This window comes from Nocardioides sp. URHA0020, from assembly GCF_000620705.1.
Taxonomy (GTDB): Bacteria; Actinomycetota; Actinomycetes; order Propionibacteriales; family Nocardioidaceae; genus Nocardioides.
This window is the reverse complement of the sequence record NZ_KK211168.1, coordinates 280,906-307,623: the sequence shown is the minus strand read 5'-3', so window position 1 is coordinate 307,623 and position 26,718 is coordinate 280,906. Positions and strand designations below refer to the sequence as shown.

Sequence of the window (26,718 nt, the reverse complement as noted above, 5' to 3'; positions counted from 1 at the left end):
CGACGCCCTAGAGTGATGTGCAACCGAACGTTGCACTAGAGCGGGAGTCGAGATGGAGCACGGAAGCATCGAGCGCGAGATCCACGTGGACGCGCCACCGGAGGTGGTCTTCGAGGTGGTCAGCCGTCCCGAGCACATCCGGGAGTGGTGGCCGGACGAGGCCAGCTTCGAGCCCACGGCCGGCGCGGCGGGGGAGATCCGCTTCGGCGACGGTGCCACGGGCAAGGTCGAGGCGCTCACGGTGGTGGCGGTCGAGCCGCCGCGGCTGTTCTCCTTCCGCTGGGTCTACGAGGACGGCGCGATGCCGACGCGGGACAGCTCGCTGCTCGTCACCTTCGAGCTGTTCGAGGTGGACGGAGGCACGACCGTGCGGCTGACGGAGACCGGCTTCCGTGAGCGCGGCTGGGAGGTCGCGCAGCTCGAGGCGGCGTACCAGGACCACGTGCGGGGCTGGGACTTCTTCGTGCCGCGCCTGGGGGAGTACGTCGCGCGCCTGGTGGCGACGTCGTGACGGGCGCGGTCGACGACGACCTCTGGTCCGCCATCGGAGACCCCACCCGCCGACGACTGGTGGACCTGCTGCTCGCCGACGACGGAGGTACGGCGACCTCGCTCAGCGAGCAGCTGCCGGTCACCCGGCAGGCGGTCACCAAGCACCTCGGCGTACTCGACCGCGTGGGCCTCGTCCACGCCACGCCCTCAGGGCGGGAGCGGCGCTACCGGGTCGACGACGAGCAGCTGGCCCGCGCGGTCGCCCAGCTCGCCGACGTCGGCGCGGCCTGGGACGCCCGGCTGCGCCGGATCAAGCGGATCGCCGAGTCGATCCAGCACCCCGCGAAGTAGAGAGGCACCACGACATGGCAGACATCCTGCACCGCATCGGCATCGAGCACTCCTCGCCCGAGCAGGTGTACGACGCACTCACCACCATCGACGGCCTCGCGGCCTGGTGGACCGAGGACACGACCGGGTCGACTGAGTCCGGCGGGGTGATCCGCTTCCGCTTCGGGCCCGCCGGCGGCTTCGACATGCTGGTCGAGCGGCTCGAGCCCGGCAGGCTGGTGCGGTGGCGGGTCGTGGACGGCCCACCGGAGTGGATCGGCACGCACGTGCAGTTCGACCTGCGCCGTGACGGTGACTTCACGATCGTGATGTTCACCCACGAGGGCTGGCGCGAGCCGGTCGAGTTCATGCACCACTGCAGCACCCGGTGGGGCACCTACCTGATGAGCCTCAAGCAGCTGATCGACACCGGGACCGGAGCGCCCGACCCGCACGCGGTCGTGGTCAGCAACTGGCGATGATCTCGACGGTACCTGACATAATGTCAGTTATCGGCGATGTGTTAGGAGTGTGTCGCCACCGTCAGGGGCTTCTTGGTGTCGTGAGTGATCCTGCCGCGTTCTGATGCGCGGATTGGTCACCAACCGCATGAAATGCCCCTCGAGATCTGCGGTTGGTGACCAAACCGCGCGCCTTGGTCGTGGTACGACCTGCAGCTCGGTCTCTGACGTCGTCGTGACGGCGGCTCTGCGCCGATGACCGCCCGGACGCGACGTTTGGTCACCAACCGCACGATTTGCTCCTCGAGATCTGCGGTTGGTGACCAAACCGCGGGTCTTGGTCGTCGTCCGATCCGCAGCTCGGCCTCTGACGTCGTCCTGACGGCGGCGGTTGCCGACGACCGCCCCGACGCGACGTTTGGTCACCAACCGCACGAAATGCCCGCTGATATCTGCGGTTGGTGACCAAACCGCGGGCATCAGGACGGCCACACCAAAGAACTACACCCGTGTCAGGCCGCACCACGCAGTCACCCGCCGACGTACGCCGCCAGGTGCTCGCCGGTCAGCGTCGAGCGCGCAGCCACGAGCTCAGCAGGCGTGCCCTCGAAGACGACCTCGCCGCCGTCGTGGCCGGCGCCCGGCCCGAGGTCGACGATCCAGTCGGCGTGCGCCATGACGGCCTGGTGGTGCTCGATCACGATCACCGACTTGCCGCCGTCGACGAGCCGGTCGAGGAGCCCGAGCAGGTTCTCGACGTCGGCGAGGTGCAGGCCCGTGGTGGGCTCGTCGAGGACGAAGACGTCGCCCTTCTCGCCGAGGTGGGTCGCGAGCTTGAGGCGCTGGCGCTCCCCTCCCGACAGCGTCGTGAGCGGTTGTCCCAGCTTGACATAACCCAAGCCGACGTCGGCGAGACGCACCAGGATCTTCGACGCCGCCGGGAGGTTGCCGGCGCCGTCGCCGAAGAACGCGAGCGCCTCGGAGACCGGCATCGACAGCACCTCGCTGATGTCCTTGCCGCCGAGCCGGTAGTCCAGCACGCCGGCGTCGAACCTCTTGCCCTCGCACACCTCGCACGTCGTCGCGACCCCCGACATGATGCCGAGGTCGGTGTAGATGACGCCGGCGCCGCTGCAGTTCGGGCAGGCGCCCTCCGAGTTGGCGCTGAAGAGCGCCGGCTTCACGCCGTTCTCCTTGGCGAAGGCCTTGCGGATCGGGTCGAGCAGCCCCGTGTACGTCGCCGGGTTGCTCCGCCGCGAGCCCCGGATCGCGCCCTGGTCGATCGTCACGACCCCGTCGAGCGGCGACACCGACCCGCGCACCAGCGAGCTCTTGCCCGAGCCGGCCACGCCCGTCAGCACGACCAGCACCCCGAGCGGGAGGTCGACGTCGACGTCCTTGAGGTTGTTGGTCCCTGCGCCTCTCACCTCGAGCGCACCCGAGGGCGTGCGCACCTCGTCCTTGAGCCGGGCGCGGTCGTCGAGGTGACGGCCGGTGACGGTGTCACTCCCCCGCAGCCCCTCGACCGTGCCCTCGAAGACCACCTCGCCGCCCGCGGAGCCGGCGAGCGGGCCGAGGTCGACGACATGGTCCGCGATCGCGATCGTCTCCGGCTTGTGCTCCACGACGAGCACGGTGTTGCCCTTGTCGCGCAGCTGCAGGAGCAGCTGGTTCATCCGCTCGATGTCGTGCGGGTGCAGGCCGACCGTCGGCTCGTCGAAGACGTACGTGACGTCGGTCAGCGATGACCCGAGCTGCCGGATCATCTTGACGCGCTGCGCCTCGCCGCCCGAGAGGGTGCCCGCCGGTCGCTCCAGCGACAGGTAGCCCAGGCCGATGTCGACGAACGAGTCGAGGACCTCGCGCAGCGCCTCGACCAGCGGCGCGACCGACAGGTCGGTCAGGCCCCTGGCCCAGTCAGCCAGGTCGCGGATCTCCATCGCGCAGGCGTCGGCGATGCTGATCCCGCTGATCTTCGACGACCGTGCCTCCTCGCTCAGCCGGGTGCCGCCGCAGTCCGGGCAGGTCTGGAAGGTCACGGCGCGCTCGACGAAGGCCCGGATGTGCGGCTGCATCGCGTCGACGTCCTTGGACAGGAACGACTTCTTGATCTGCGGGATGAGCCCGGCGTACGTCAGGTTGACGCCCTCGACCTTGATCTTCGTCGGCTCCCGGTGGAGCAGGTCCTGGAGCTCGCGCTTGGTGAACTCCGCGATCGGCTTGTCCGGGTCGAAGTAGCCGCAGCCGCGGTAGATCCGGCCGTACCAGCCCTCCATGCTGTAGCCCGGGATCGTCAGGGCGCCCTCGTTGAGCGACTTCGTGGCGTCGTACAACGCGGTGAGGTCGATGTCGTTGACGGCACCGCGCCCCTCGCAGCGCGGGCACATGCCGCCGACGATGCTGAAGGAGCGGCGCTCCTTGGTCTCCTGGCCGCCCCTCTTCAGGGTGACGGCACCGGCACCGCTGATCGAGGCGACGTTGAAGGAGAACGCCTGCGGCGACCCGACGTACGGCGTCCCGAGACGACTGAAGAGGATCCGCAGCATCGCGTTGGCGTCGGTCGCGGTGCCGACCGTGGAGCGCGGGTCCGAGCCCATCCGCTCCTGGTCGACGATGATCGCGGTCGTCAGCCCCTCGAGCACGTCGACGTCGGGTCGCGCCTGGGTCGGCATGAAGCCCTGCACGAACGCGCTGTACGTCTCGTTGATCAGCCGCTGCGACTCCGCCGCGATGGTGCCGAAGACCAGGGAGCTCTTGCCCGACCCCGACACCCCGGTGAACGCCGTCAGCCGGCGCTTGGGGAGGTCGACATTGATGTCCTTGAGGTTGTTGACGCGAGCCCCGGTGACCCGGATCAGGTCGTGGCTGTCGGCAGCGTGCATGCGGGTGGGGCTCCGATCGGATGGGCGGTCAGTCCTCGGGCAGGGCGGCGAACGCCTTCTCGGTGTCCTTGTACCAGCCCATCGCCCTGATCGCGTGCTGCCGGCAGGCCATCGTCCGCATCTCAGCCCACCTCCTGGATCCGCACCATGTTGCCGGCGGGATCCCGTACGGCGCAGTCCCGCGTGCCCCAGGGCTGGTCGGTCGGCTCCTGCACGACCTCGACGTCCTCCGCCTGGATCCGGCTGAAGGTGCTGTCGAGGTCCTCGGTCGCGAGCATGATCCAGCCGAAGGTGCCCTTGGCCATCATCTCGGCGATCGTGGTGCGCTCGACGTCGGTGATGCCGGGATCGGCAGCCGGCGGCCCGAGCAGGATGCAGGTGCCGGGCTGGCCCACGGGCCCCACCGTGATCCAGCGCATCGTGCCGCTGCCGACGTCGGAGCGGACCTCGAAGCCGAGGACGTCGCGGTAGAAGGCCAGCGAGGCCTCCGGGTCCTCGTGCGGGAGCACCGTGGTGTGAATGGTGATGTCCATGCCGCTCACGCTAGTAGCGCGTCCGGGTCGGGTGCTTCTCGATTCCTGACCGATGGGGCCCGCAGCGGCCGGGTGACCTGCTTGGCCACGCACGGCGGCAGCCCGGCGGCATCCAGCATCGCCTGCCGGCGGTAGGCGCTCGGCGGCATGCCGACCAGCTCGGTGAAGCGGGTGCTGAACGTGCCGAGCGACTGGTAGCCCACCTCGAAGCAGACGTCGGTGACGCTCAGGTCGCCGCGGCGCAGCAGGGCCATCGCGCGCTCGACGCGCCGCGTCATGAGGTACGAGTACGGCGACTCGCCGTACGCACGCCTGAACTCGCGGCTCAGGTGACCGGCAGACAGGTTGACCCCGCGGGCCAGCGCCTCGACGTCGAGCGGCTGCGCGTACTCACGGTCCATCCGGTCCCGGACCCGACGCAGCAGCGCCAGGTCACGCAGGCGCTGGGCCTGGTGCGGACTGCTGCTCACCACCGCATCGTGGCACACCGGGCCTGGCCCGAACGGGCTACGGACGCCGTCACAACGGGTCAGTTGCGGGTGGAATCCTCTAGACGACGTATCTGCTGCCGATCTTCGTGACACGTTGAAGATGACCGGGCACCCGCCCGGCGCCTCTGGGGGGCGACTGTCGACACCGTGGGAGGAGATAGCGCCATGTGGGACACCGTGCAGAGCAACGACGTGCATCTGTCGCACGACATGCCGTGCCAGCACTGCGGCCATGCCCTCCACACCTACCTTGCGTGTGGAGACTCGTGTGACTGCGTGCCCGTTCGGGCCGCCGCCTGACGTCCGCTCCGAGGTCGCCGTGCTCTAGTCTGGGCGCCATGGCGACTCCCGAGCGACGCACCGCCCCCGGCACCCCTGAGCTCCACACCGGAGCCCCGATCGTGTCCGGCCCGGTGCCGGTGATGGCTCCTCTCGGCTGGCTGCTCATCCTCGTCTCCGGCATCACCCTGATCCTCGCGAGCTGGCTGCTGTACGGCACCGAGGCGGACGGCATGTGGGCCGGCTACCGCGACGGCATCATCGGCACGATCATCGTGCTCGCCGCGATGGCGCTGAACTCCACGCTGCCCAAGACGCCCTCGCTCGCGGTGGTCGGGCTGAGCGGCATCCTGCTCGTGCTCTTCGCGGTCTTCCTCGACGACGAGACCGCGGTCTTCGTCATCGAGCTGGTCACCGGCATCGCGCTGCTCCTCGGGGTCGGGCTCTATGCGTCGGGCCGCCGCGACTGACCCTCGGGACGTCTCGGGTAGCGTGGATCGTCGTCGCACGCCTGCCGCCCACCCGGTGAGGGCCGCGCTCCCCCGCGACACCGCCACGACACCCCGGGCCAGCGTCGTGAGTTGCCTTATCTCATATGTGAGTTACCGTGGACGGCATGAGTGAGAGCTACAAGAACCGGATCGGCAACCTCATCCGCGACGCCCGCAAGCACCGCGGCCTGACCCAGCACCAGCTCGCCGACCTGCTCGGCACCAGCCAGAGTGCGGTCAACCGGATCGAGAAGGGACACCAGAACATGTCCCTCGAGATGCTGGCCCGCATCGGCGCGGCCCTCGACTCCGAGATCGTGGCCGTCGGCGCCGGTCCCACGCACCTGCGCGTCACCGGGCCGACCACGCTCTCCGGTGAGATCGACGTCAAGACGTCCAAGAACGCCGGCGTCGCGCTGCTGTGCGCCTCCCTGCTCAACCGCGGCCGCACCACGCTGCGCAAGGTCGCCCGGATCGAGGAGGTCAACCGGCTGCTCGAGGTCCTCAACAGCCTGGGCGTCCAGACCCGCTGGCTCAACGACGACAACGACCTCGAGATCGTCCCGCCGCGCGAGCTGGACCTGACCGACATCGACGAGACCGCGGCGCGTCGTACCCGCTCCATCATCATGTTCCTCGGGCCGCTGCTGCACCGTGTCGACACCTTCGAGCTGCCGTACGCCGGCGGCTGCGACCTCGGCACCCGCACCGTGGAGCCGCACATGGCCGCGCTGCGCCCCTTCGGCCTCGAGGTCAAGGCGACCGACGGCAGCTACCACGCCCAGGTCAACCGGGCGATCGAGCCCGTGCGGCCGATCGTGCTCACCGAGCGCGGCGACACCGTCACCGAGAACGCCCTGATGGCCGCCGCGCTGCACCCCGGCGTCACGGTGATCCGCAACGCGTCCTCCAACTACATGGTCCAGGACCTGTGCTTCTACCTGCAGCGCCTCGGCGTCACGGTCGAGGGCATCGGCACCACGACGCTGTCCGTCACGGGGCTGGCCGACATCGACGTCGACGTCGACTACGCGCCGAGCGAGGACCCGATCGAGGCGATGTCGCTGGTCGCCGCCGCGATCGTGACCAAGTCGGAGATCACCATCCGCCGGGTGCCGATCGAGTTCATGGAGATCGAGCTCGCGCTGCTCGAGGAGATGGGCCTGCAGTACGACCGCTCCGAGGAGTACGTCGCGCTCAACGGCCACACCCGCCTCGTCGACATCACCACCAAGCCCTCCGAGCTGCACGCGCCGCTCGACAAGATCCACCCGATGCCCTTCCCCGGCCTGAACATCGACAACCTGCCGTTCTTCGCGGTCATCGCCGCCGTGGCCGAGGGGCAGACCCTGCTGCACGACTGGGTCTACGAGAACCGCGCGATCTACCTGACCGACCTGAACAAGCTGGGCGCGAAGGTCAAGCTGCTCGACCCGCACCGGGTGATGATCGAGGGGCCGACGAGCTTCAGCGGCACCGAGCTGGTCTGCCCGCCGGCGCTGCGCCCGGCCGTGGTGATCCTGCTGGCGATGCTCGCCTCGAAGGGCACCTCGGTGCTGCGCTCGACGTACGTCATCCACCGTGGCTACGAGGACCTGGCCGAGCGGCTCAACCAGCTGGGCGCCAGCATCGAGACCTTCCGCGACATCTAGCCGAGCCGGCTCGCCCGCCTCGGGGAGACTCAGTCGAAGAGGGTCTCCACCCAGGCCCGGGCAGGCAGCTTGGTGACGGGCGGGGCCGTCATGTCGGGGGTGATCCGCGGCATCGGCGCCGTGTGCTGTCCGGCGTGGGCGTGCCAGTCGCTCTCGGCCTCGATCAGGGCACCGAGGTCCGGCCGGGCCAGGAACACGCCGTGCCCGTCGGGGCACGAGCTGACCGCGGCTTCGCCGAGGGAGGAGCTGATGGAGCGAGTCTGCAGCTCCGCGCCGCATCGGGGGCAGGTCAAGGTCTCCATGGCTCGACGCTACCGCTCCGGCGGTGAGCGCGCACGGACGCTCGCCGGTCAGCCATACTGCTCGTCGTGACGGCGCCGGTGACCACCCCGCGGACCGGGTTCGCCTACCTCGACCGGGTGCTCGAGAGGCCGGGCTCGGTGCTCGCGTTCGCCCACCGTGGCGGCGCCTACCACCCCGAGATCGAGGGCCTGGAGAACACGCTCGCCGCCTTCCGCCACGCCGTCGCGCTCGGCTACGGCTACCTCGAGACCGACGTCCACGTGACGCGCGACGGCGTGCTGCTCGCGTTCCACGACGCGGTGCTCGACCGGGTCACCGACGTGCGCGGCGAGATCGCCGAGCTGACCCTGAGCCAGGTCCGCGAAGCACTCGTCGGTGGGCGAGAGCCCGTGCCCACGCTGGCCGAGCTCTTCGACTGCTTCCCCGACGCCAGGTTCAACATCGACCTCAAGTCCGACGGCGCCGTCGCTGCCCTGGCCGACTTCGTCGCGGCCCGCGAGGCGTGGGACCGGGTGCTGGTCGGGTCGTTCTCGCGGCGCCGTACGGCGCGCTTCCGCGAGCTCACCCAGGACCGGGTCCCGACGAGCGCCACGCCGGCCCAGATCGCCGTGTTCCTGCTCGTCCCGAGCGCCCGGCTGGCTGGCTGGCTCGCCGGTCGGGGCGGGGTGGCGCTGCAGGTCCCCCACCGGCGCGGACGGCTCCTGGTCGCCTCCCGCCGGCTCGTGCGACGCGCGCACGCAGCCGGCCGGCACCTGCATGTCTGGACCATCGACGACGCCGACGAGATGCGCACGCTGCTCGACCGGGGCGTCGACGGACTCTTCACCGACCGCACCGACATACTCAGGGCCGTCCTCGTCGAACGGGGCCAGTGGAGGGAACCGTCATGACCGCAGCCGACCTCGACCCGCAGAGCCGCACGCGGGAGCAGAAGGCCTGGTACTGGTACGACTGGGCCAACAGCGCCTTCGTCACGACCACGGCCGCGGTGCTGTTCGCGCCGTACCTCACCTCGGTCGCCGAGAAGGCCGCGTGCGGCTACGTCACCGACGAGGACAAGCACCTCAAGTGCACGACCGACCTGCACGTGCTCGGGCTGGACGTGTCGGCCGGCTCGCTGGTCTTCTACCTCGTCACGGCCGCCACCATCCTGTCCGCGATCGTGCTGCCGATCGTGGGCGCGGTCGCCGACCGCAGCTCCAGCAAGCCCAAGCTGCTCGGCGGGTTCGCCTGGGCCGGCAGCGCGATGGCGGCGGCGATGTTCCTGGTCGCCGGCTCGAACTGGCAGCTCGGCGCCGTCCTGCTCGTGCTCGCGACGCTGTTCCTGGGCGCGAGCCTGGTCGTGTACGACTCGATCCTGGTCGAGATCGCCGACCCCGACGAGCGCGACACGGTCTCCTCCAAGGGATGGGCGCTCGGCTACCTGGGCGGCGGCCTGCTGCTGGCGGTCAACTTCGTGCTGCTCACGGTGATGAGCGACAACACCGAGCTCGCGGTGCGGATCAGCCTGCTCACCGCAGGCATCTGGTGGGCGGTCTTCACGATCATCCCGGTCCGCGGCATCCGCTCGCGGCCCCCCGTCAACCCCGTCGCCGAGTCCGGTGGCCTGGTCCAGGCCAGCTTCGGTCAGCTCTGGCACACGCTCAAGGACCTGGGCAACTACCGGGTCACGATGACCTTCTTGCTCGCCTACCTCTTCTACAACGACGGCATCCAGACCGTGATCTACGCCGCCTCGGTGTACGGCGAGAAGGAGCTGGGCTTCGAGAAGAGCACCGTGCTGATGGCCTTCCTGGTCGTGCAGTTCGTCGGCATCGCGGGTGCTCTCGGGTTCGGGCGGATCGCGGCCCGCACCGGCGCCTACCGAGTCATCCTCTACGGGCTGTTCGTCTGGTTGGCCGTCGTCGTGGCGGGGTGGCTCGTCCCCGACGGCAACCTCCCGCTCTTCCTGCTGCTGGCCGTCGGGATCGGCGTCGTGCTCGGTGGCACCCAGGCGCTGTCGCGCTCCTTCTACAGCCAGCTCATCCCCCGCGGCCGCGAGGCCGAGTACTTCTCGCTCTACCAGGCCTGCGAGCGCGGAACGAGCTGGATCGGGACCCTGATCTTCGGCCTCGTGCACCAGTGGACCGACTCGTACCGCCCGGCGCTGCTCGCGCTGATGGTGCTCTTCGTGCTCGGTATCATCCTGCTCTCGCGGGTCGACCCGCGTCGCGGCATCGAGGAGGCCGGCAACCCGCTTCCGGCGGTGGTCTGAGAACTTCCTGTGAGTGGGGTCATAGGGCCCGATTCCCGGAATCTTGCTCCGCGCTCTACCGTTGAACGGATTGAGACCTCAACGAGTTGGGTAGATCCACTCCGAAGCCCGCGCCGACGGCGCCGGCAGGCGGTCTCGGTCAGGCACATTCGGGGGACAAAGATTCGGGAGGTGGCTCATGGCAGAGCGCACACTGCGTGGAGCGCGGCTCGGGGGCCAGAGCTTCGAGGACGAGCGCGGCATCGAGTTCGCTGCTCGTCAGCAAGTCGGGTTCCGCTGTGCCCAGGGGCACGAGTTCGAGATCACGATGTCGGTCGAGGCCGACGTCCCAGCGGTCTGGGAGTGCCCGCGCTGCGGGGCTGAGGCGATGAACGTCTCCGGCATCCTGCCCGAGGTGAAGGCCGAGAAGCCGGCCCGCACCCACTGGGACATGCTGCTGGAGCGTCGCTCCGAGAAGGAGCTCGAGGACATCCTCAAGGAGCGGCTCGAGCTGCTCCGGGGTGGTGAGATCGGGCCGGCTCACCTGCACCGCGCGAACCAGAAGAAGCGGAAGGTCTCCTGACCTGACGCCCTCGGCGGCTACTCGTCGTCGATGACCTCGCCCCGGACGACGGGCCCCTCAGCGGGTCCGGGTCCGGGGCGTCGTACGTCCAGGACCCCCGGCAGCAGCCGCCGGGCCACGGTGGCGGCGAGCAGGCGTCGGAAGACCGGCCGGGTGAAGGGCATGATCAGCAGGACGCCGAACGCGTCGGTGATGAATCCCGGCGCCAGCATCAGGGTGCCGCCGACCAGGATGAGCGCGCCGTCGGCGATCTCGGTGGCCGGCATCCGGCCGCTCTCGAGCGCCTCGCGGAGCGCGCGCCAGGCGCGGGCGCCCTCGTGCTTGATCAGCCAGGTGCCCAGGACCGCGTCGAGCAGCAGCAGCGCGATCGTCCAGCCGGCACCGATCACCTGGCCGACCTGGACGAGCAGGTAGATCTCGAGCAGCGGCACCACGACGAAGGCGACGAAGAGCGCCGCCTGCACCGACCGCCGTCGTCGGCTCACCGCCCCGCTCCCCCGGTGCGACGCAGCGAGCGGCGTACCTGCTCGGCACGCTGCCGGAGGCCCCAGACCGTGACCAGCTTGAGCGACTCGGTCGCCACGGAGCCGCTCATCTTGGAGTCGCCGCGGACCCGCTCGACGAACTCGATCGGCACCTCCCGCACGGTGAGCCCCGCGGCGAGGGTGCGGGTGACCATATCGGTCTGGAACACGTAGCCGGTGGACTCGACCGACTCGAGGTGGATCTTCTCCAAGGTGGTCCGGCGGAAGAGCCGGAAGCCGGCCGTGGCATCGCGCACCTTCACGCCCAGGAGCAGCCGCACGTAGAGGTTGCCGCCGCGGGACAGCAGCTCGCGCCGCAGCGGCCAGTTGACGACCGAGCCGCCCGGGACCCAGCGCGAGCCGATCACCAGGTCCGCCCCGTCGCGCAGCGCGTCGAGGAGCGCCCCGAGCTGCTCGGGCTGGTGGGAGCCGTCGGCGTCCATCTCCCCGATCACGTCGTAGCCGGCGTCCAGCGCGACCCGGAAGCCGTGCTTGTACGCCGCCCCGAGGCCGGCCTTGACCGTGCGGTGCACGACCCGCACGGCGGGATCGGCCGCGGCCAGCTCGTCGGCGACCGCGCCGGTGCCGTCGGGTGAGCCGTCGTCGACCACCAGGATGTCGATGCCCGGCTGCGCGGCGCGCAGCCGTCCGACGATCCAGGCGAGGTTGTCGACCTCGTTGTACGTCGGGAGCACCACGACGATCCGGCCCAGGCCGTCCACGTGGGGCCGTGCTGCCTCGTTCACCGCTGCCGCCTGCTCATTCGCTGCTGCTCCCGTGGGCGCCGGCGAGGCCGGACGGGACCGTTGCGTCCCCGGCCTGCTGCCGGGCGCGGGTCAGACCATACGGGAACAGCGCCAGTGCCAGGCCGAGAATCGTCAGGAGCAGGCACAACCGTCCGGACCAGGCGCCGATCCGCACGGCCGGCGTGATCGCGGTGTCCAGGCCGACCCTCTCGACCAGGGCCGCCTGGGTGCGGGGGTCGGCCCGGGCGACGACCTGGCCGTCGGGAGAGATGATGCCGGAGACGCCGTTGGTCGAGGCGACGGCGAGCCAGCGGCCGGTCTCGATGGCGCGGAGCCGGGTGATCGCGAACTGCTGGTCGATCTGGTCGGTGTGGATGAAGGTCGCGTTGCTGGTCTGCACGGTCAGCAGCTGCGCCCCGTTGCGGACCTGGCCGTAGATGCCGTCGTCGTACGCCACGTCGAAGCAGATGGAGTCGGCCACCTCGACGTCGCCGATCGAGAGCGGCTCCAGGCGGGTGCCGGCGACCATGTCGCGGCCGACCATGGTGAGCCGGCCGATCTGGAGGTCGTCCAGGTAGTCGCGGAAGGGGATGTACTCGCCGAACACCACGGGGTGGTGCTTGGTGTAGCGGTCCCCCGCGCCGGTCACCGGGTCCCACACGATGCCCTGGTTGAGCACGTGCCGGGGCCCGGCGTCGACGATCGCCCCCACCAGGATCGGCACGCCGATGGCCTGGCTGGCGGTGAGGATGCCCGCGTGGGTCTGCTGGTCGCGGAAGGGGTCGACCGCGGTCGAGTTCTCCGGCCACACCACGAAGTCGGGACGCGGCTCGCGACCGTTGGCGACGTCGTCGGCCAGCCGCACGGTCACGTCGACCTGGTTCTGGGTCACCTGGCGGTAGTCGTAGAGGATGTCGTCGCCGTTGCCGGGCACGTCGCCCTGGACGACCGCCACCGTCGCCTGGCCGTCGGTGTCCGGCTGCCAGGGCGCGACCAACGGCACCAGCGACAGCAGGACCAGCCCGGCGAGGACGCCACCGGCGACGCCGCGCTCGCGACCCTCGGAGACGACGACCCAGGCGAGCAGCGAGCCGCTCAGCGCCAGCACCAGGCTGACCCCGATGGTGCCGACCCACGGCAGTGCGTCCGCGAGCGGGGTGTCGGCCACCGCGAAGGCCAGGCGACCCCACGGCATGCCGCTGAAGGGCCAGGTGCTGAACCACATCTCGGCGCTCACCCACGCGGTCGCGACCCACAGCGGCCACAGGCGGTGACGCTGGAGCGCCGCGACGGCCACGCCGAGGACGGCGAAGTAGGTCGACTGCCAGATCGAGAGACCGATCCAGGCGTCGGGTCCGACGGCACGCATCCAGAAGAGCAGCACGAGCTCGAAGCCCAGGCCGAAGGCGAGGCCCGGCAACCAGGCCCACCGCAGCGTGAGTCCCCGGGTGCAGAGCACGAACCCGGCCACCGCGAAGGGGATGACGACAGGCTGGGCCACCGGTTCGAACGCCAGGGCCAGCCCGACGCCGCACGCGACGGCCGCGAGAATCCGGACCAGCACAGCCTTGACGATACAGAGCGGGTCCGCGGAAGGATCCCGCGCCCTTCGGACCAGTCCGACTCCGGCTGGCTGCCGGGGCCGAGGCTGTTGTCTAGGGGACACGGGTCCTTCCGCGTCCGATCTCGTGGTGCGAGCCGGCCTCCGCGAACAAGGTCAGAGGCGTGGTTGGCACCCCACCCTCCGACCCGGTCACTCGGACACCGGCCCGCTCCCCACATCTGCATGAGCGGACGGCACAGACTGGCCGCCGAGCGAACTCCCTGTCAACCGCCCGATGACCTGCGCAGACACGCGAATCTGCAGGTCAGACGCCGAGTCTGCGTACCGAGATCTAGGCAAAATCTTGACGATCTCCGGCGTGTCGCCGCGACGCGCCGTCGAGCGGCGCGTCAGGCGTCTCGCGCAGCGGACCGCGGCGCGCCGACGAGCCGCAGCGCCAGGACGGCGTACTCCCCCGCCAGTGCGTCTAGGTCGAGCGCGCCGGCGGGGGTCCACCACCGCGCCACCCCGCTGCACATCTCGAGCAGTGCCCGGCGCACCAGGGCGGCGTCACCCACCTGGAAGGTGCCGTCGGCGATGCCCGACTCGATGGCGTCCTGCCACACCTGCTCGTAGCGGTCGCGCAGCCCGACGACCTCCCGACGCGCGGACTCGGAGAGCGCGCGCACCTCGTCGTCGACGACCCTGGTCTCGTCCGGGGCCGACGCGTGCGTCCGCACGTGGAGGTGCACCAGGGCGACCAGCCGCTCGCGCGAGGTGGCCCGGGGGTCCTGGGCGATGGCGGCGGCCGCGTCCACGAGCCGGGTCAGGCTGCTGCGCATCAGGCCGACGAGCAGGTCCTCCTTGGTGCCCATGTAGTGGTAGAGGGACGCCGAGGAGAGACCGGTGGCGTCGGCGAGCTGCCGGATGCCGGTGCCGTGGTAGCCGCGCTCGGCGAAGAGCGCGAGCGCGGCGGCCTGCACCCGCTCCCCGGTGGACGTGCTCACCACTTGACCCCTCTCACCGCGACGACCTACGGTGCCGATGATGCCCTACCGATCGATCGATCGGTAGGCCGAGGCGCACGCACCGACCCGAAGGAGGCCTCCGGTGGAGGTCGAGTACAGCCGCAACGGCGAGATCGCGCTGGTCCACCTCAACCGGCCCGAGCGTCTCAACGCGGTCACGCCGGCGCTGACGGACGGGCTGGCCGCGGCGCTCGCCCGAGCCGCCGCCGAGGGAGCCCGCGTCGTCGTGCTCGCCGGCCGCGGCCGCGCCTTCTGCGCCGGCCACGACCTCAAGGAGCCCGAGCCGGTCGAAACCCCGGTCCAGACGCGCCTGCGGCTCGAGGCGATCCAGGAGGTCACCCGGCTGACCCGGCGCTTCCCCGGACCGGTGATCGCGGCCGTCCACGGCTACGCGCTCGGCGCGGGGTGCGAGTTCGCCCTGGCGTGCGACATCGTGGTGGCGACCGAGGACGCGCAGCTCGGCTTCCCCGAGGTCGGTGTCGGGCTGAGCGTGACCGGAGGGATCTCGCGCCTGCTGCCGATGCTGGTCGGCTGGGCGAAGGCCAAGGAGCTGCTGCTGCTCGGTGAGCGGGTGAGCGGCGCGGAGGCGGCCCGGCTCGGGCTGGTCGCTCGGGTGGTCCCGGCCGGTGAGCACGAGACGGCGGCGTACGACCTGGCGCAGCGCCTGGTGTCACGCCCGGAGCTCGCGCTGAGCCTGGCCAAGCAGGTGCTCGACCACGGGCTCGACGCCACCCTCGAGGAGGCGATGGTGCGCGAGGTCGACCACGCGATCCTGACCTCCCTGTCGGGTGAGGGCGAGGCGCCCAAGGAGGCCTTCACCCGTGGCTGACCTGACGCTGGTCTCGCTGCTGGAGCGGGCGGCCGCGACCTGGCCGTTGCGGCCGGCGTGGACGTTCGTCGCGGTGGACGGCTCCGAGCGGACCCTGTCATTCGGGGACGTCGCCGACGCCAGCGCGGCGTACGCCCAGGCGCTGCGCGAGCGCGGGGTCGGTCCCGGGGACCGGGTCGCGGTGATGATCGACAACCGACCGGAGTTCGCGCTGACCTGGCTGGCGCTGGCACGGCTGGGCGCGGCGATCGTGCCCCTCAACGTCGGCTACCGCTCGGTCGACGCCCAGCACCTGGTCGACGACGCCGAGGTCCGGCTCGCGGTCACGACGGCGGCGTACGCCACGGTGCTCACCGACCTCGAGCGAGCGCCGCTCGTCGTGCTCGTCGACGACCTCGTGCCCGCGGGCAGCTTCGAGCAGGGCGCGGTCGACCCGGGCGCGACCGTCAACGTGCAGTACACCTCCGGCACCACGGGCCGCCCCAAGGGCTGCCTGCTGTCGCACCGGTACTGGGCGACGCTGGGCGGGAGCCTCGTCGAGGAGTTCCCGCGCATCGGCACCGACGACGTCATGCTCACCGCGCAGCCCTTCCACTACATCGACCCGCAGTGGAACGTCGTCGCCGCGCTGATGGCCGGCGCCCACCTGGTGGCGCTGGACGGCTTCCACCCCTCGACGTTCTGGCAGCAGGTACGCCGCCACGGCGTCACCTACTTCTACTGCCTCGCCGCCATGCCGACCCTGCTGCTGAAGATGCCGACCGACCCCGCCGACCGCGACCACCGGGTGCGCGCCGTGCAGTGCTCGGCGATCCCCACTGCGTTGCACGCGACGCTGGAGGAGCGGTGGGGCGTCCCCTGGTTCGAGGCCTTCGGGATGACCGAGACCGGTGCCGACATCCGGGTCTCCTCCGAGGACCACGACGAGCTGGTCGGCTCCGGGTGCCTGGGCCGTCCGGCCGGTCATCGTGAGGTGCGCGTCGACGGCGACGGTCAGCTGTGGCTGCGCGGGCCGGGCATGATGGACGGCTACCTGGGCCGGCCCGACCCGTTCGTCGACGGCTGGTTCCCGACCGGGGACCTGGCGCGGCTCGACGACCAGGGCCGGGTCTACCTGACCGGCCGGCTCAAGGACATGATCCGCCGCAGCGGCGAGAACGTCGCCGCGCGCGAGGTGGAGGACGTGCTGCTCGCGCATCCCGCCGTACGCCTCGCGGCCGTGGTCGGCGTGCCGGACGAGATCCGCGGCGAGGAGGTCAAGGCGTACGTCGTGGCGCCCGGCGTCAGCGAGGACGAGCTCGCGGCGTGGTGCGCGGAGCGGCTGGCGGCCTTCAAGGTGCCGAGCCGCTGGGAGTTCCGCGACGACCTGCCGCTGACGGCCTCGCACCGGGTCGAGAAGGCGAAGCTGTGAAGGCCGACCTGCTGCTCACCAACGCCCGGGTGCGGACCCTGGAGGGCGATGGTCACGACCAGCTCGCGCCGGCGGTCGCCATCTGGCGCGACCGGGTCGTCGCTCTCGAGGACGTGCCGGCCACCCGCACGATCGACCTCGACGGCGCCGTCGTCACCCCGGGCTTCCACGACGCCCACAACCACATGGCGTGGTACGGCCTGTCCCTGGCCGAGGTCGACCTGCGCGTCCCCAGCCTCGAGGCGCTGTACGACGCCGTCGCCGCCCGGGCGGCGGTCGCGCCCGAGGGCGAGTGGATCGTCGGCGCCGGGTACGACGAGAACAAGCTCGGCGCGCACCCCGACCGCGACGCCCTCGATCGGGCCGCGCCGGGCCGCAAGGTCTGGCTCAAGCACACCTCGGGCCACATGTGCGTGGTCAACGGGCCGCTCCTGGCCGACCTCGGCCTCGCCGACGCCCCGGTGGAGGTGCCGGGCGGGCTCGTGGTCGCCGACGGTGCCGGCCGTCCGACCGGGCTGCTCCAGGAGCAGGCCCAGCAGCTGCTCAACCGGCTGGTGCTCCCCTACCCCGTCGACACCCTCGTCGACGCCATCGAGCGCGCCGGGCGGGTCTACCTCTCGCAGGGCATCACCAGCGTCGTCGAGGCCGGTGTCGGGGGTGGCTGGATCGGCAAGAGCCCGGTCGAGGTCGCCGCCTACCAGCGAGCGCTCGACCTCGGTCGGCTGCCGGTCCGCGTCGAGCTGATGGTGGCCACGGACGTGCTGCACCCGCTGGCCGCTCACGATGCCGACGGCATCACGCTGGGTCTGGACCTCGGCATCCGGACCGGGCTGGGCGACGACCGCCTGCGGATCGGACCGGTGAAGATCTTCAGCGACGGCTCCCTCATCGGGCACACGTGTGCGATGACCGAGGACTTCGCGGACACTCCCGGCCAGCGCGGGTACCTGCAGGACGACGCCGCAGCGCTGCACGCCCGCATCCTCGACGCGCACCGCTCCGGCTGGCGGGTGGCGGCGCACGCGATCGGTGACGCCGCGATCGACCTCGTCCTGGACGCCGTCGAGGAGGCGCAGCGACGCTGGCCCCGGCCCGACGTACGCCACCGCATCGAGCACTTCGGCGTCTCCCGACCCGACCAGGTGGCCCGCGCGTCCGCGCTCGGCGTCCTGCCGGTGCCGCAGGGCCGCTTCGTCGGCGAGATCGGCGACGGCATGCTGCGCGCCCTCGGCCCGGAGCGCGCCGGGTGGGCCTACCGCTACCGCTCGCTGCTCGACGCCGGCATCACGCCGCCCGGCAGCTCGGACCGTCCGGTGGTCGACGGCGCGCCGCTGCTGGGCATCCACGACATGGTCAACCGCCGCACCGACGCCGGCACGCCCTGCGGGCCGGAGGAGGCGATCTCGGGTCTCGAGGCGCTGACGGCGTACACCCTCGGGTCGGCGTACGCCTCGCACGCGGAGCGGGACCGCGGCACCATCGAGGTGGGCAAGTACGCCGACCTCGCCGTGCTGTCCGACGACCCGGCCACGGTCGACCCGACGACGATCCGCGACATCGAGGTGCTCCGGACCGTGGTGGCCGGAGAGGTGGTGTGGACGCGATGACCCTCGTCGAGTCCTCCGCCCTCACGCGGGCGGAGCGCGAGGCGGTGCGCGCCATCTACGAGGGCGCGTTCCCCGACGAGCTGCAGGTCCCCTTCGACGACCTCTTCGTGGACCGGATGCTGGTGCTGCTCGACGAGGACGGCCCGGCGGGGTTCGCCCTGGTGCGCGACCTCTCCGGGACGCCGTGGACCTTCCTGCGCTACTACGCCGTAGGTCGACGGGGCCGCGGCACCGGGTCGGCGATGTGGCGCCTGCTGACCGACGTGCTGGCGCGCGAGGGCCGCACCCGCCTGGTCTGGGACGTCGAGGACCCCGACGAGGTGGGCCTCTCCCCCGACCTGGTCGAGGAGCACCGGCGCCGGATCGTCTTCTACGAGCGTCTCGGCGGGCGCCTGCAGCCGGTCCGCGACTACCTGCCCCCGCACGACGACGGTCACGCGCCGCAGCTGCTGCTGATGGACGCGCCGCTCGCGGACGTGCCCGACCCGTCGCTGCGCGAGCTGGTCGAGACCGTCTACCTGCGCAGGTACGGCGTACGGGCCGATCACCCCGTCGTACGCCGGACGTTACGCGCCAGTAGTTTGTAACGACAGGAAAACATTCGGCGCTGCGTTTGCCATGCCGCAAGATCTCAATCTACGCTCGTCATCATGAGCATCGAGACGTCGATCGCGTCCCTCGTCGAGGACCAGAGCGGTCAGCCCTATCCCTACCGGCAGGTCGAGCTGGTCGAGCCGGACTGGACGCGTTTCCCCGGCTGGCGCGACGTCACCGCCGCCGAGTGGGCCTCGGTGCAGTGGCAGCGCTCGCACTGCGTCAAGAACGTCAAGCAGCTGCGCGAGCTGATGGGCGACCTCGTCGACGAGCGCTTCTACGCCGACCTCGAGCGCGACCAGTCCGAGCGGGCCACGATGTCGATGCTCGTCCCCCCGCAGATGATGAACACGATGGTGCCGCACGAGCAGACCGCGGGCCCGGGATCGCTGACCGAGGCGTTCTACGCCGACCCGATCCGGCACTACATGATCCCGGTCTTCTCCGACCGGCGCACCGACTGGCCGTCGCACCCGCACGCGACCCGCGACTCGCTGCACGAGCACGACATGTGGGTCGCCGAGGGGCTGACCCACCGCTACCCGACCAAGGTGCTCGCCGAGCTGCTGCCGACCTGCCCGCAGTACTGCGGCCACTGCACCCGGATGGACCTGGTCGGCAACTCCACCCCGACGATCGACAAGCTGAAGTTCGTGGGCAAGCCCGTCGACCGTCTCGGCTCGATGCTCGACTACCTGCGTCGTACGCCGGCGGTGCGCGACGTGGTCGTGTCCGGTGGCGACGTGGCGAACATGCCGTGGCCGCGCCTGGAGGACTTCCTGACGCAGCTGCTCGAGATCGACAACATCCGCGACATCCGACTGGCCACCAAGGCGCTGGTCGGCCTGCCCCAGCACTGGCTGCAGGACGACGTGCGCTCCGGCGTCGAGCGGGTCGCCACGGTCGCTCGCTCGCGTGGGGTGTCCCTCGCGATCCACACCCACGCCAACCACGCCAACTCGATCACCCCGCTGGTGGCGCAGGCGTCCCGGGCGATGCTCGAGGCGGGCGTGCGCGACGTCCGCAACCAGGGCGTGCTCCTCAACGGCGTCAACGCCGACCCGCACGCGCTGCTGGACCTGTGCTTCCGGCTGCTCGATGGCGCGCAGATCATGCCGTACTACTTCTACATGTGCGACCTGATCCCCTACTCCGAGCACTGGCGGGTCTCGGTGGCTGACGCCCAGCGGCTGCAGCACCACATCATGGGCTACCTGCCCGGCTTCGCGACGCCGCGGATCGTCTGCGACGTGCCCTTCGTCGGCAAGCGCTGGGTGCACCAGCTGGCCGACTACGACACCGAGCGCGGCATCTCGTACTGGACCAAGAACTACCGGACCTCCATCGAGGCCGCCGCGTCGGACGCGCTCACCAAGACCTACGAGTACTACGACCCGATCCACACCCTGCCCGAGGCCGGTCGCGACTGGTGGGCCAAGCACGGCGACCTGGACGCCTCCGACCTCCGCGCGGCCGAGGTGGCCGAGGCGTCACGGCGTACGGCGGCGCTCCAGGCGTGGTGACCCGGCCGGAGGCCTGCTGAGCGGCTCCGGGCCGCTCAGGTCACCGAGCGGTTCTCGTACGGCGTGGACAGCACGATCGTCGTCCGCGTCGAGACGTTGGCCGCGGCGCGGATCCGCGCCAGCAGGTCCTCGAGGTCGGTGGGCGACGCCACCCGGACCTTGAGGATGTAGGACTCGTCGCCGGCGACCGACCAGCAGGACTCGATCTCCGGGATGCCGCGCACCCGCTCGGGCGAGTCGTCGGGCTGCGAGGGGTCGATCGGCCGGATCGAGATGAAGGCCGTCAGCGGCAGACCGAGCTGCTCGTGGTCGATGGTGGCGCCGTACCCGCGGATCAGGCCGCGGGACTCGAGCCGCTTGACCCGCTGGTGCACCGCGGAGGTCGAGAGACCCGTCGACTTGCCGAGGTCGGTGAAGGACATTCTCCCGTCGTTCGCGAGAAGCTCGAGGATCTTGCGGTCCATTGCTTCGAGTTCCGACTGGCTCACGCGGGACAGGCTAGTTGACGCGGAGCGTCGCGAGCGCCTCCGACGGGGCGTGGCACCCCGCTGATGGCCCGGCGAGCGCGTGACGGTCCTCCGTCGCGGCCGTCGTGGGCGTGGCAGGATGCCGCTGTGACCGACCCCGCCACCGGCCGACTGATGCTCCTCGACAGCGCCTCGATGTACTTCCGAGCCTTCTTCGGGGTCCCGGAGATCAAGGCGCCGGACGGGACGCCGGTCAACGCCGTCCGCGGCTTCCTGGACTTCATCGCGCGGCTGGTCACCGACTACCAGCCGACCGACCTGGTGTGCTGCTGGGACAACGACTGGCGTCCGCAGTGGCGGGTCGACCTGCTGCCGTCGTACAAGGCGCACCGCGTCGTCACGGAGCGGACCGGTGCCCCCGACATCGAGGAGGTGCCGGACCCGCTCGAGGTGCAGGTGCCGATCATCCTCGAGGTGCTGGAGGCCTTCGGCCTGTGTGTCGTGGGGGCGGACGGCTACGAGGCCGACGACGTGATCGGCAGCCTGGCGAGCCAGGCGCGACAACCGGTCGACATCGTCACCGGCGACCGCGACCTCTTCCAGCTCGTCGACGACGAGGCCGACGTCCGCGTGCTCTACATCGCGCGCGGGGTCGGCAGGCACGAGCGCGTGACGAACGACTGGGTGCGCGCCAAGTACGACATCGACGCCCGGCAGTACGCCGACTTCGCCACCCTGCGCGGCGATGCCTCCGACGGCCTGCCCGGGGTGGCCGGCGTCGGGGAGAAGACGGCCGCGACGCTGCTCCAGCGGTTCGGCGACATGGACGCCATCATCGCCGCCGCCGTGGACCCCGACGGCGACATGGGCCCCGGCCCCCGGGGCAGGATCAAGGCGGCCGCCGACTACCTGGCCGTGGCCCCGCAGGTCGTCGCCGTGGCCCGCGACATCGACCTCGACTCCCCCGCCACCGCCCTGCCCCGCGAGCCGGTCGACCTGGCGCGGGTCGCGCTGCTCGGCGAGAAGTGGGGCATCGAGAGCCCCGTCCAGCGACTCACCGAGGCGCTGGTCTCGCGCTGATCGGGATCGCCTCGCCGCCGGGAGACTCGTACGGTGGGGGCATGAGCCGAATCGCGATCGTCGGGGGTCACGGACACGTGGCCCTGCACCTGCACCCCCTGCTCAGCGCGGCCGGACACACGCCGGTGGCGCTGGTCCGCTCCGAGAGGTACCGCGCCGAGCTGGAGGACCTCGGCGCCGAGGTCCGTCTTCTCGACATCGAGCAGCAGGACTCCGCCGCCTTCGCCGCCGCCTTCGCGGGCTGCGACGCGGTCGTCTTCGCGGCTGGCGGCGGCCCGGACGGCAACATCGAGCGCAAGCGCACCGTGGACCTCGAGGGATCGCTGAAGTCGATCCAGGGCGCCGACGGCGCCGGGATCCGGCGGTTCGTCCAGATCTCCGCCATCGGCGTCGACAACCCGCTCCCCGACGACACCGCCGACGTCTGGCGTGCGTACGTCGAGGCCAAGCGCGACGCCGACGCGGCCCTGCGGGACAGCGACCTGGACTGGACGATCATCCGGCCGGGACGGCTGACGGACGACGAACCCACCGGCCTGGTGGTCCTCGGGTCCGACGTGACCGGCGGAGACGTCCCCCGGGCCGACGTCGCCGCGGTCGTCGCTGCCGTGCTCGACGCCCCCCGCACGATCGGGCGGCAGTGGAGCCTGGTCGGTGGCGACACCCCGGTGGCCGATGCCGTTGCCTCCGCGAGCTGACGCCGCCTCGGCGAGCTGACACCCGCCGTTTGGTCACCAACCGCATGAATTCGGGCCCCAGGTCTGCGGTTGGTGACCAAACCACGTGCAGTGAGACCGGTGATCTGCGGTGGTGACCAACCGCAGCACGTGGGACCGAAGTTTTGCGGTTGGTGACCAAACCGCACCAATCGGGGCTCGGCATCTGCGGTTGGTGACCAAACCGCGTCCCCGGCGCCGGGTGAGCGGGAGCTACGCCCCCTCAGCGAGGCTCGAGTACGACACCACCCCGCGCCGCAGGGCGACGACGGTCCGCCGGGCGGTGTCGCGCAACGGGCCCTCACCCGCAGCCACGGCGACCTGGCCCGCCAGGTCGATGAGCTGCTTCATCCACCGCACGAAGTCACCGGCCGCCAGGTCGCTGGCCACCAGCACGTCGTCGAGGTCGTCGCCCTTCGCCCAGCGGTAGGCCACCCAAGCGAAGCCGAGGTCGGGGGCCCGCAGGAAGTCGAGCCGGTGGTCGCGCTCGAGGGCGTCGAGGGTGCCCCAGAGCTTCACCATCTCCCCGATCGTCTCGCGTACGGCGCCTCCCGGCAGCCGGGGCGAGGACGCGTCATCGGGCCGCCGGGCCTCGAACACCAGGACCGACAGGGCCGCGGCCAGCCCCGACGGCGAGAGGTCGTCCCACAGACCGAGCCGCATCGACTCGGCGGCCACCAGGTCCATGTCGGAGTAGAGGCGCATCAGGTGCCGACCACGCTCGGTGATCGTGTCGCCCTCGAGGTAGTCGAGCGCGGTGAGGACGTCGCAGACCCGGTCGAACTGCCGGGCCACGGTGTTGGTGCGCTGCTCGACCCGCCGCCGCAGGGTGTGGGCGTCCTTGTCGAGCTTCTGGTAGCGCTCGGCCCACCGGGCGTGGTCCTCCCGGTCCGGGCAGTCGTGGCACGGATGGGCACGCAGCTCAGTGCGGAGGCGGCTGATCTCGTCCTCGGCATGGTTGCGGGTCTGGTCGCGCCCCGCCCGCTGCTTGGCCAGCCGCGGCGGCGCCAGATCGTGGGTCTTGGACCGGAGCGCGGCCGCGAGGTCACGGCGCATCTGCGGGTTGCGCCCGTTGAAGTTCTTCGGGATCCGGACCTTGCCGTGCGCCTCCACCGGGGCGGGGAAGTCGATCATCGCCAGCCGTCGCGCCTGGCGGTCCGAGGTCACGACGTACGGCCGCGGGCCCTCCGGCGACCAGCCCGGGTCGACGACGACCGCCCACCCGGCGAACTTGCCGGTGGGCACCATGATCACGTCGCCCGGCTTGAGCAGCTTCAACGACGCGGCCGCCTCCTCGCGCAGGTCGGCCTTGCGGGCCCTGCTGGCGCCCTTCTCCGCGTCGGTGATGCGCTGGCGCAGGGCGGCGTACTCCATGAAGTCGCCGCGGTCGCAGACCGCCGCCTCGCGGTAGCCTTCCAGGGCGTCCTCGGCCTTGCGCAGCTGGCGCGCCAGCCCGACGACCGCCTTGTCGGCCTGGAACTGCGCGAACGATTGCTCCAGCAGCTGCCGTGAGCGGGCCCGCCCGAACTGGTGCACCAGGTTGACCGCCATGTTGTACGACGGCCGGAACGACGAGCGCAGCGGATAGGTGCGGGTGGAGGCGAGGCCGGCCAGCTCCCGCGGGTCCATCCCCGGCTGCCAGAGCACGACGCCGTGGCCCTCGGTGTCCAGACCGCGGCGCCCGGCGCGACCGGTGAGCTGGGTGTACTCCCCCGGCGTGATGGCGGCGTGGGTCTCGCCGTTCCACTTGTCGAGCTTCTCGATCACGACCGTGCGGGCCGGCATGTTGATGCCCAGCGCCAGGGTCTCGGTCGCGAACACGACCTTGCACAGGCCCCGGACGTAGAGCTCCTCGACGCACTGCTTGAAGGTCGGCAGCATGCCGGCGTGGTGCGCGGCGACCCCGCGGGTCAGACCGTCGAGGAAGTCGTGGTAGCCGAGCACCTGCAGGTCGTCGGGCGGGAGGTGACGGCAGGCGGCCTCGACGTACGCGAAGATCTCGTCGCGCTCCGCCGGTGAGGTCAGCCGGATCCCGGCGCTGAGGCACTGGGTGACCGCGGCGTCGCAGCCCACCCGGCTGAAGATGAAGACGATCGCCGGCAGCAGTCGGTTGCGGTCCAGCTGGTCGATGACGTCGACGCGGCTGGGGATCCAGACCCGGCGGCCGTTGCCGACCTGGCGCTGCCCTGTCTTCTTCGACCCCCGAGGCGTACGACGGTCCCTGATCCGCGTGCTGGCCCAGTCGTCCCGGGCGACCTTGAGCAGCTCGTCGTTGACGGGCGCCCCCTCCTTGACGAAGCCCGCGGCCGCGTCGACGTCGGAGGAGGCGAAGAGGTCGAGCACCCGCTTGCCGACCATCACGTGCTGGTAGAGCGGGACCGGGCGGCGCTCCTCGACGATCACGGTGGTGTCACCGCGGACGGTCTCCAGCCACTCGCCGAACTCCTCGGCGTTGGACACCGTCGCCGACAGCGAGACCAGGGCGACCGACTCCGGGAGGTGGATGATCACCTCCTCCCACACGGCGCCGCGGGCGCGGTCGGCGAGGTAGTGCACCTCGTCCATCACCACGAACCCGAGGCCGAGCAGCGTGCGCGAGCCGGCGTACAGCATGTTGCGCAGCACCTCGGTCGTCATCACCACGATCGGTGCCTCGCCGTTGACGACGTTGTCGCCGGTCAGCAGCCCGACCTTGTCGGGGCCGTAGCGGGCGAGCAGGTCGGCGTACTTCTGGTTCGAGAGCGCCTTGATCGGGGTGGTGAAGAAGCACTTGCGGCCGGTCTCGAGGGCGAGGTGGACGGCGAACTCCCCCACGATCGTCTTGCCGGAGCCCGTCGGGGCCGCGACCAGGACGCTGCGCCCCTCCTCGATCGCCTCGCACCCGCGGTACTGGAAGTCGTCGAGCGGGAAGTCGTAGAGCGACGCGAAGTCCCGGAGCACCGGGTGGCGGCGGCCCTTGCGGAAGTCGGAGTAGCGCTCCGACGGCGACAGCTGCTGATCGTCGGCGGTGCTCATGCCAACAGCCTAGGCGGGAGGTCAGCAGAGGACGGTGAGCGCACCCGGAGCGCACTCGACCGTGAGGGGAAGCGCGCCGAATCGCTCGCCGTCGGCGTACGACACGATGCCGGGCGCTGCGACCGTCACCGAGCGCACGCGGTGGTGCTCGTACGCCGGGTGGGTGGTGTGCGTGCCCTTGAAGAGCTTCGGGTAGGTGCGGACCAGTGCCGGCTTGCTCATCGGCTTGATGATGACCACGTCGAGCATCCCGTCGTCCAGGACCGCGCCCTCGGTGATGCGCAGGCCGCCGCCGAACGACGGCCCGTTGCCGATCGAGACCATCATCGCCTCGAACGAGAGGGTCTCGCCGTCGAGATGGAGCACGTACGGCAGCGGGTTGAAGGTGCGCAGCTCGGCGAGCGTGGCGATGTTGTAGCGCATCTGCCCCTTGGGCCAGGTCATGGCGTTGGCCCGCTCGTTGACGACCGCGTCGAAGCCGGCGCACAGCACGGTGGTGAAGTACTTCGAGCCGCTGCGGGCGAGGTCGACGGTCCGGCTGGTCCCCGCGAGCACCCGCTCGGCCGCCGCGCGGAGGTCCTTGCGGGGCAGGTCGAAGTAGCGGGCGACGTCGTTGCCGGTGCCGGCCGGGATCACCCCGAGCTTGGTGCTCGATCCGGCGAGGGCCTGAACGGCGAGGTGGACCATTCCGTCGCCGCCGGCGATCACGAGCGCCTCGACCCCGTCGGCGACGCACTGCCGCGCCAGGTCGAGCGCCTCGTCGGCGTCGCGCCCCGCCAGGTCACGCGGGGTGATCCCCGCCTCCGCGAAGCGGGCCAGCGCCGCCACCCGGGCCTTCGCGCCGCGGCCCTTGCCGGACGTCGGGTTGGTCAGGAGCGCGATCTCACCCGCGAAGCCGGTCACGG

The 26,718-nt window shown here is 71.1% G+C and carries 26 protein-coding genes; 15 read left to right on the top strand and 11 right to left on the bottom strand.

The window, feature by feature from the left end; genetic code table 11:
* Nucleotides 1-52 precede the first annotated feature (52 nt).
* From N542_RS0113180 to N542_RS0113170, 3 genes are read left to right on the top strand one after another with little or no spacing between them, the layout of a single operon-like run.
* On the top strand, nt 53-511 hold the full coding sequence (locus N542_RS0113180) for an SRPBCC family protein (protein ID WP_028644311.1): 459 nt from the start codon (nt 53-55) through the stop codon (nt 509-511).
* Nucleotides 508-843 (top strand): ArsR/SmtB family transcription factor, encoded by a 336-nt coding sequence (locus tag N542_RS0113175; protein ID WP_028644310.1) that lies wholly within the window; start codon nt 508-510, stop codon nt 841-843. The genes N542_RS0113180 and N542_RS0113175 overlap by 4 nt, the downstream gene beginning before the upstream one ends.
* Nucleotides 844-857: 14 nt before the next feature.
* Nucleotides 858-1,304 carry an SRPBCC family protein gene (locus N542_RS0113170; protein ID WP_028644309.1) on the top strand — a complete coding sequence of 149 codons (447 nt, stop codon included), beginning with the start codon at nt 858-860 and terminating at the stop codon, nt 1,302-1,304.
* 509 nt (nt 1,305-1,813) lie between these two features.
* Here N542_RS0113170 and N542_RS24815 read toward each other — a convergent pair.
* From N542_RS24815 to N542_RS0113150, 3 genes are all read right to left on the bottom strand, one after another.
* Complete coding sequence (locus N542_RS24815; RefSeq protein WP_036507744.1) at nt 1,814-4,165, bottom strand: ATP-binding cassette domain-containing protein; 2,352 nt, start codon at nt 4,163-4,165, stop codon at nt 1,814-1,816.
* 122 nt (nt 4,166-4,287) lie between these two features.
* A complete protein-coding gene (locus tag N542_RS0113155) occupies nt 4,288-4,698 on the bottom strand; it encodes a VOC family protein (protein WP_028644308.1) in 411 nt (136 codons plus the stop codon).
* Nucleotides 4,699-4,703: 5 nt separating this feature from the next.
* A complete protein-coding gene (locus N542_RS0113150) occupies nt 4,704-5,168 on the bottom strand; it encodes a helix-turn-helix transcriptional regulator (protein ID WP_028644307.1) in 465 nt (154 codons plus the stop codon).
* A 359-nt stretch (nt 5,169-5,527) separates the two neighbouring features.
* Between N542_RS0113150 and N542_RS0113145 the strand changes: the two genes are divergently transcribed.
* Together N542_RS0113145 and N542_RS0113140 are read left to right on the top strand one after the other, a co-directional pair.
* Nucleotides 5,528-5,938, top strand: a complete 411-nt coding sequence (locus N542_RS0113145) for a hypothetical protein (protein ID WP_028644306.1) — start codon at nt 5,528-5,530, stop codon at nt 5,936-5,938.
* Nucleotides 5,939-6,084: 146 nt separating this feature from the next.
* Nucleotides 6,085-7,611, top strand: a complete 1,527-nt coding sequence (locus tag N542_RS0113140) for a UDP-N-acetylglucosamine 1-carboxyvinyltransferase (RefSeq protein ID WP_028644305.1) — start codon at nt 6,085-6,087, stop codon at nt 7,609-7,611.
* A gap of 29 nt (nt 7,612-7,640) precedes the next feature.
* Here N542_RS0113140 and N542_RS0113135 read toward each other — a convergent pair whose 3' ends face one another.
* Nucleotides 7,641-7,913, bottom strand: a complete 273-nt coding sequence (locus N542_RS0113135) for a zf-TFIIB domain-containing protein (protein WP_028644304.1) — start codon at nt 7,911-7,913, stop codon at nt 7,641-7,643.
* A 66-nt stretch (nt 7,914-7,979) separates the two neighbouring features.
* On the opposite strand from N542_RS0113135, the gene N542_RS0113130 reads away from it, so the two are divergent.
* The 3 genes from N542_RS0113130 (at nt 7,980) to N542_RS0113120 (ending at nt 10,730) form a co-directional block, all read left to right on the top strand.
* The gene (locus N542_RS0113130; RefSeq protein ID WP_231482639.1) at nt 7,980-8,804 is read left to right on the top strand and encodes a glycerophosphodiester phosphodiesterase; all 825 of its coding nucleotides are present in this window, start codon (nt 7,980-7,982) and stop codon (nt 8,802-8,804) included.
* The gene (locus N542_RS0113125) at nt 8,801-10,168 is read left to right on the top strand and encodes an MFS transporter (RefSeq protein ID WP_028644302.1); all 1,368 of its coding nucleotides are present in this window, start codon (nt 8,801-8,803) and stop codon (nt 10,166-10,168) included. The genes N542_RS0113130 and N542_RS0113125 overlap by 4 nt, the downstream gene beginning before the upstream one ends.
* Nucleotides 10,169-10,346: 178 nt before the next feature.
* Nucleotides 10,347-10,730, top strand: coding sequence for an RNA polymerase-binding protein RbpA (locus N542_RS0113120; protein ID WP_028644301.1), 384 nt, complete (start codon nt 10,347-10,349; stop codon nt 10,728-10,730).
* A 17-nt stretch (nt 10,731-10,747) separates the two neighbouring features.
* On the opposite strand, the gene N542_RS0113115 is transcribed toward N542_RS0113120, so the two are convergent.
* From N542_RS0113115 to N542_RS24805, 4 genes are all read right to left on the bottom strand, one after another.
* Nucleotides 10,748-11,215, bottom strand: coding sequence for an FxsA family protein (locus tag N542_RS0113115; RefSeq protein WP_028644300.1), 468 nt, complete (start codon nt 11,213-11,215; stop codon nt 10,748-10,750).
* A complete protein-coding gene (locus N542_RS0113110) occupies nt 11,212-12,000 on the bottom strand; it encodes a polyprenol monophosphomannose synthase (RefSeq protein WP_028644299.1) in 789 nt (262 codons plus the stop codon). Before N542_RS0113110 ends, N542_RS0113115 begins: the two co-directional genes overlap by 4 nt.
* 13 nt (nt 12,001-12,013) lie before the next feature.
* Nucleotides 12,014-13,564: an apolipoprotein N-acyltransferase gene (lnt, locus tag N542_RS24810; protein ID WP_051551742.1), complete on the bottom strand. Its 1,551-nt coding sequence runs from the start codon at nt 13,562-13,564 to the stop codon at nt 12,014-12,016.
* 389 nt (nt 13,565-13,953) lie between these two features.
* Nucleotides 13,954-14,550: a TetR/AcrR family transcriptional regulator gene (locus tag N542_RS24805; RefSeq protein WP_036507979.1), complete on the bottom strand. Its 597-nt coding sequence runs from the start codon at nt 14,548-14,550 to the stop codon at nt 13,954-13,956.
* Nucleotides 14,551-14,653: 103 nt separating this feature from the next.
* Here N542_RS24805 and N542_RS0113095 point away from each other — a divergent pair, with 103 nt between their 5' ends.
* The 5 genes from N542_RS0113095 (at nt 14,654) to N542_RS0113075 (ending at nt 20,535) form a co-directional block, all read left to right on the top strand.
* On the top strand, nt 14,654-15,400 hold the full coding sequence (locus tag N542_RS0113095) for an enoyl-CoA hydratase/isomerase family protein (protein WP_028644298.1): 747 nt from the start codon (nt 14,654-14,656) through the stop codon (nt 15,398-15,400).
* Nucleotides 15,393-16,811 (top strand): AMP-binding protein, encoded by a 1,419-nt coding sequence (locus N542_RS24800; protein WP_036507976.1) that lies wholly within the window; start codon nt 15,393-15,395, stop codon nt 16,809-16,811. Before N542_RS0113095 ends, N542_RS24800 begins: the two co-directional genes overlap by 8 nt.
* A complete protein-coding gene (locus tag N542_RS0113085) occupies nt 16,808-18,418 on the top strand; it encodes an amidohydrolase (protein ID WP_028644297.1) in 1,611 nt (536 codons plus the stop codon). Before N542_RS24800 ends, N542_RS0113085 begins: the two co-directional genes overlap by 4 nt.
* A complete protein-coding gene (locus N542_RS24795; protein ID WP_155993052.1) occupies nt 18,415-19,005 on the top strand; it encodes a GNAT family N-acetyltransferase in 591 nt (196 codons plus the stop codon). Before N542_RS0113085 ends, N542_RS24795 begins: the two co-directional genes overlap by 4 nt.
* 63 nt (nt 19,006-19,068) lie before the next feature.
* Nucleotides 19,069-20,535: a KamA family radical SAM protein gene (locus tag N542_RS0113075; RefSeq protein WP_051551738.1), complete on the top strand. Its 1,467-nt coding sequence runs from the start codon at nt 19,069-19,071 to the stop codon at nt 20,533-20,535.
* A 35-nt stretch (nt 20,536-20,570) separates the two neighbouring features.
* On the opposite strand, the gene N542_RS0113070 is transcribed toward N542_RS0113075, so the two are convergent.
* Complete coding sequence (locus tag N542_RS0113070; protein ID WP_028644295.1) at nt 20,571-21,023, bottom strand: Lrp/AsnC family transcriptional regulator; 453 nt, start codon at nt 21,021-21,023, stop codon at nt 20,571-20,573.
* A gap of 153 nt (nt 21,024-21,176) precedes the next feature.
* Here N542_RS0113070 and N542_RS0113065 point away from each other — a divergent pair, with 153 nt between their 5' ends.
* Together N542_RS0113065 and N542_RS0113060 are read left to right on the top strand one after the other, a co-directional pair.
* Nucleotides 21,177-22,082 carry a 5'-3' exonuclease gene (locus N542_RS0113065; protein ID WP_028644294.1) on the top strand — a complete coding sequence of 302 codons (906 nt, stop codon included), beginning with the start codon at nt 21,177-21,179 and terminating at the stop codon, nt 22,080-22,082.
* 41 nt (nt 22,083-22,123) lie between these two features.
* Nucleotides 22,124-22,780, top strand: a complete 657-nt coding sequence (locus N542_RS0113060; RefSeq protein WP_028644293.1) for an SDR family oxidoreductase — start codon at nt 22,124-22,126, stop codon at nt 22,778-22,780.
* Between the two features lie 231 nt (nt 22,781-23,011).
* On the opposite strand, the gene N542_RS0113055 is transcribed toward N542_RS0113060, so the two are convergent.
* Together N542_RS0113055 and N542_RS0113050 are read right to left on the bottom strand one after the other, a co-directional pair.
* The gene (locus N542_RS0113055; RefSeq protein ID WP_028644292.1) at nt 23,012-25,813 is read right to left on the bottom strand and encodes a DEAD/DEAH box helicase; all 2,802 of its coding nucleotides are present in this window, start codon (nt 25,811-25,813) and stop codon (nt 23,012-23,014) included.
* A gap of 21 nt (nt 25,814-25,834) precedes the next feature.
* Nucleotides 25,835-26,716 (bottom strand): diacylglycerol/lipid kinase family protein, encoded by an 882-nt coding sequence (locus N542_RS0113050; protein ID WP_028644291.1) that lies wholly within the window; start codon nt 26,714-26,716, stop codon nt 25,835-25,837.
* Nucleotides 26,717-26,718 lie beyond the last annotated feature (2 nt).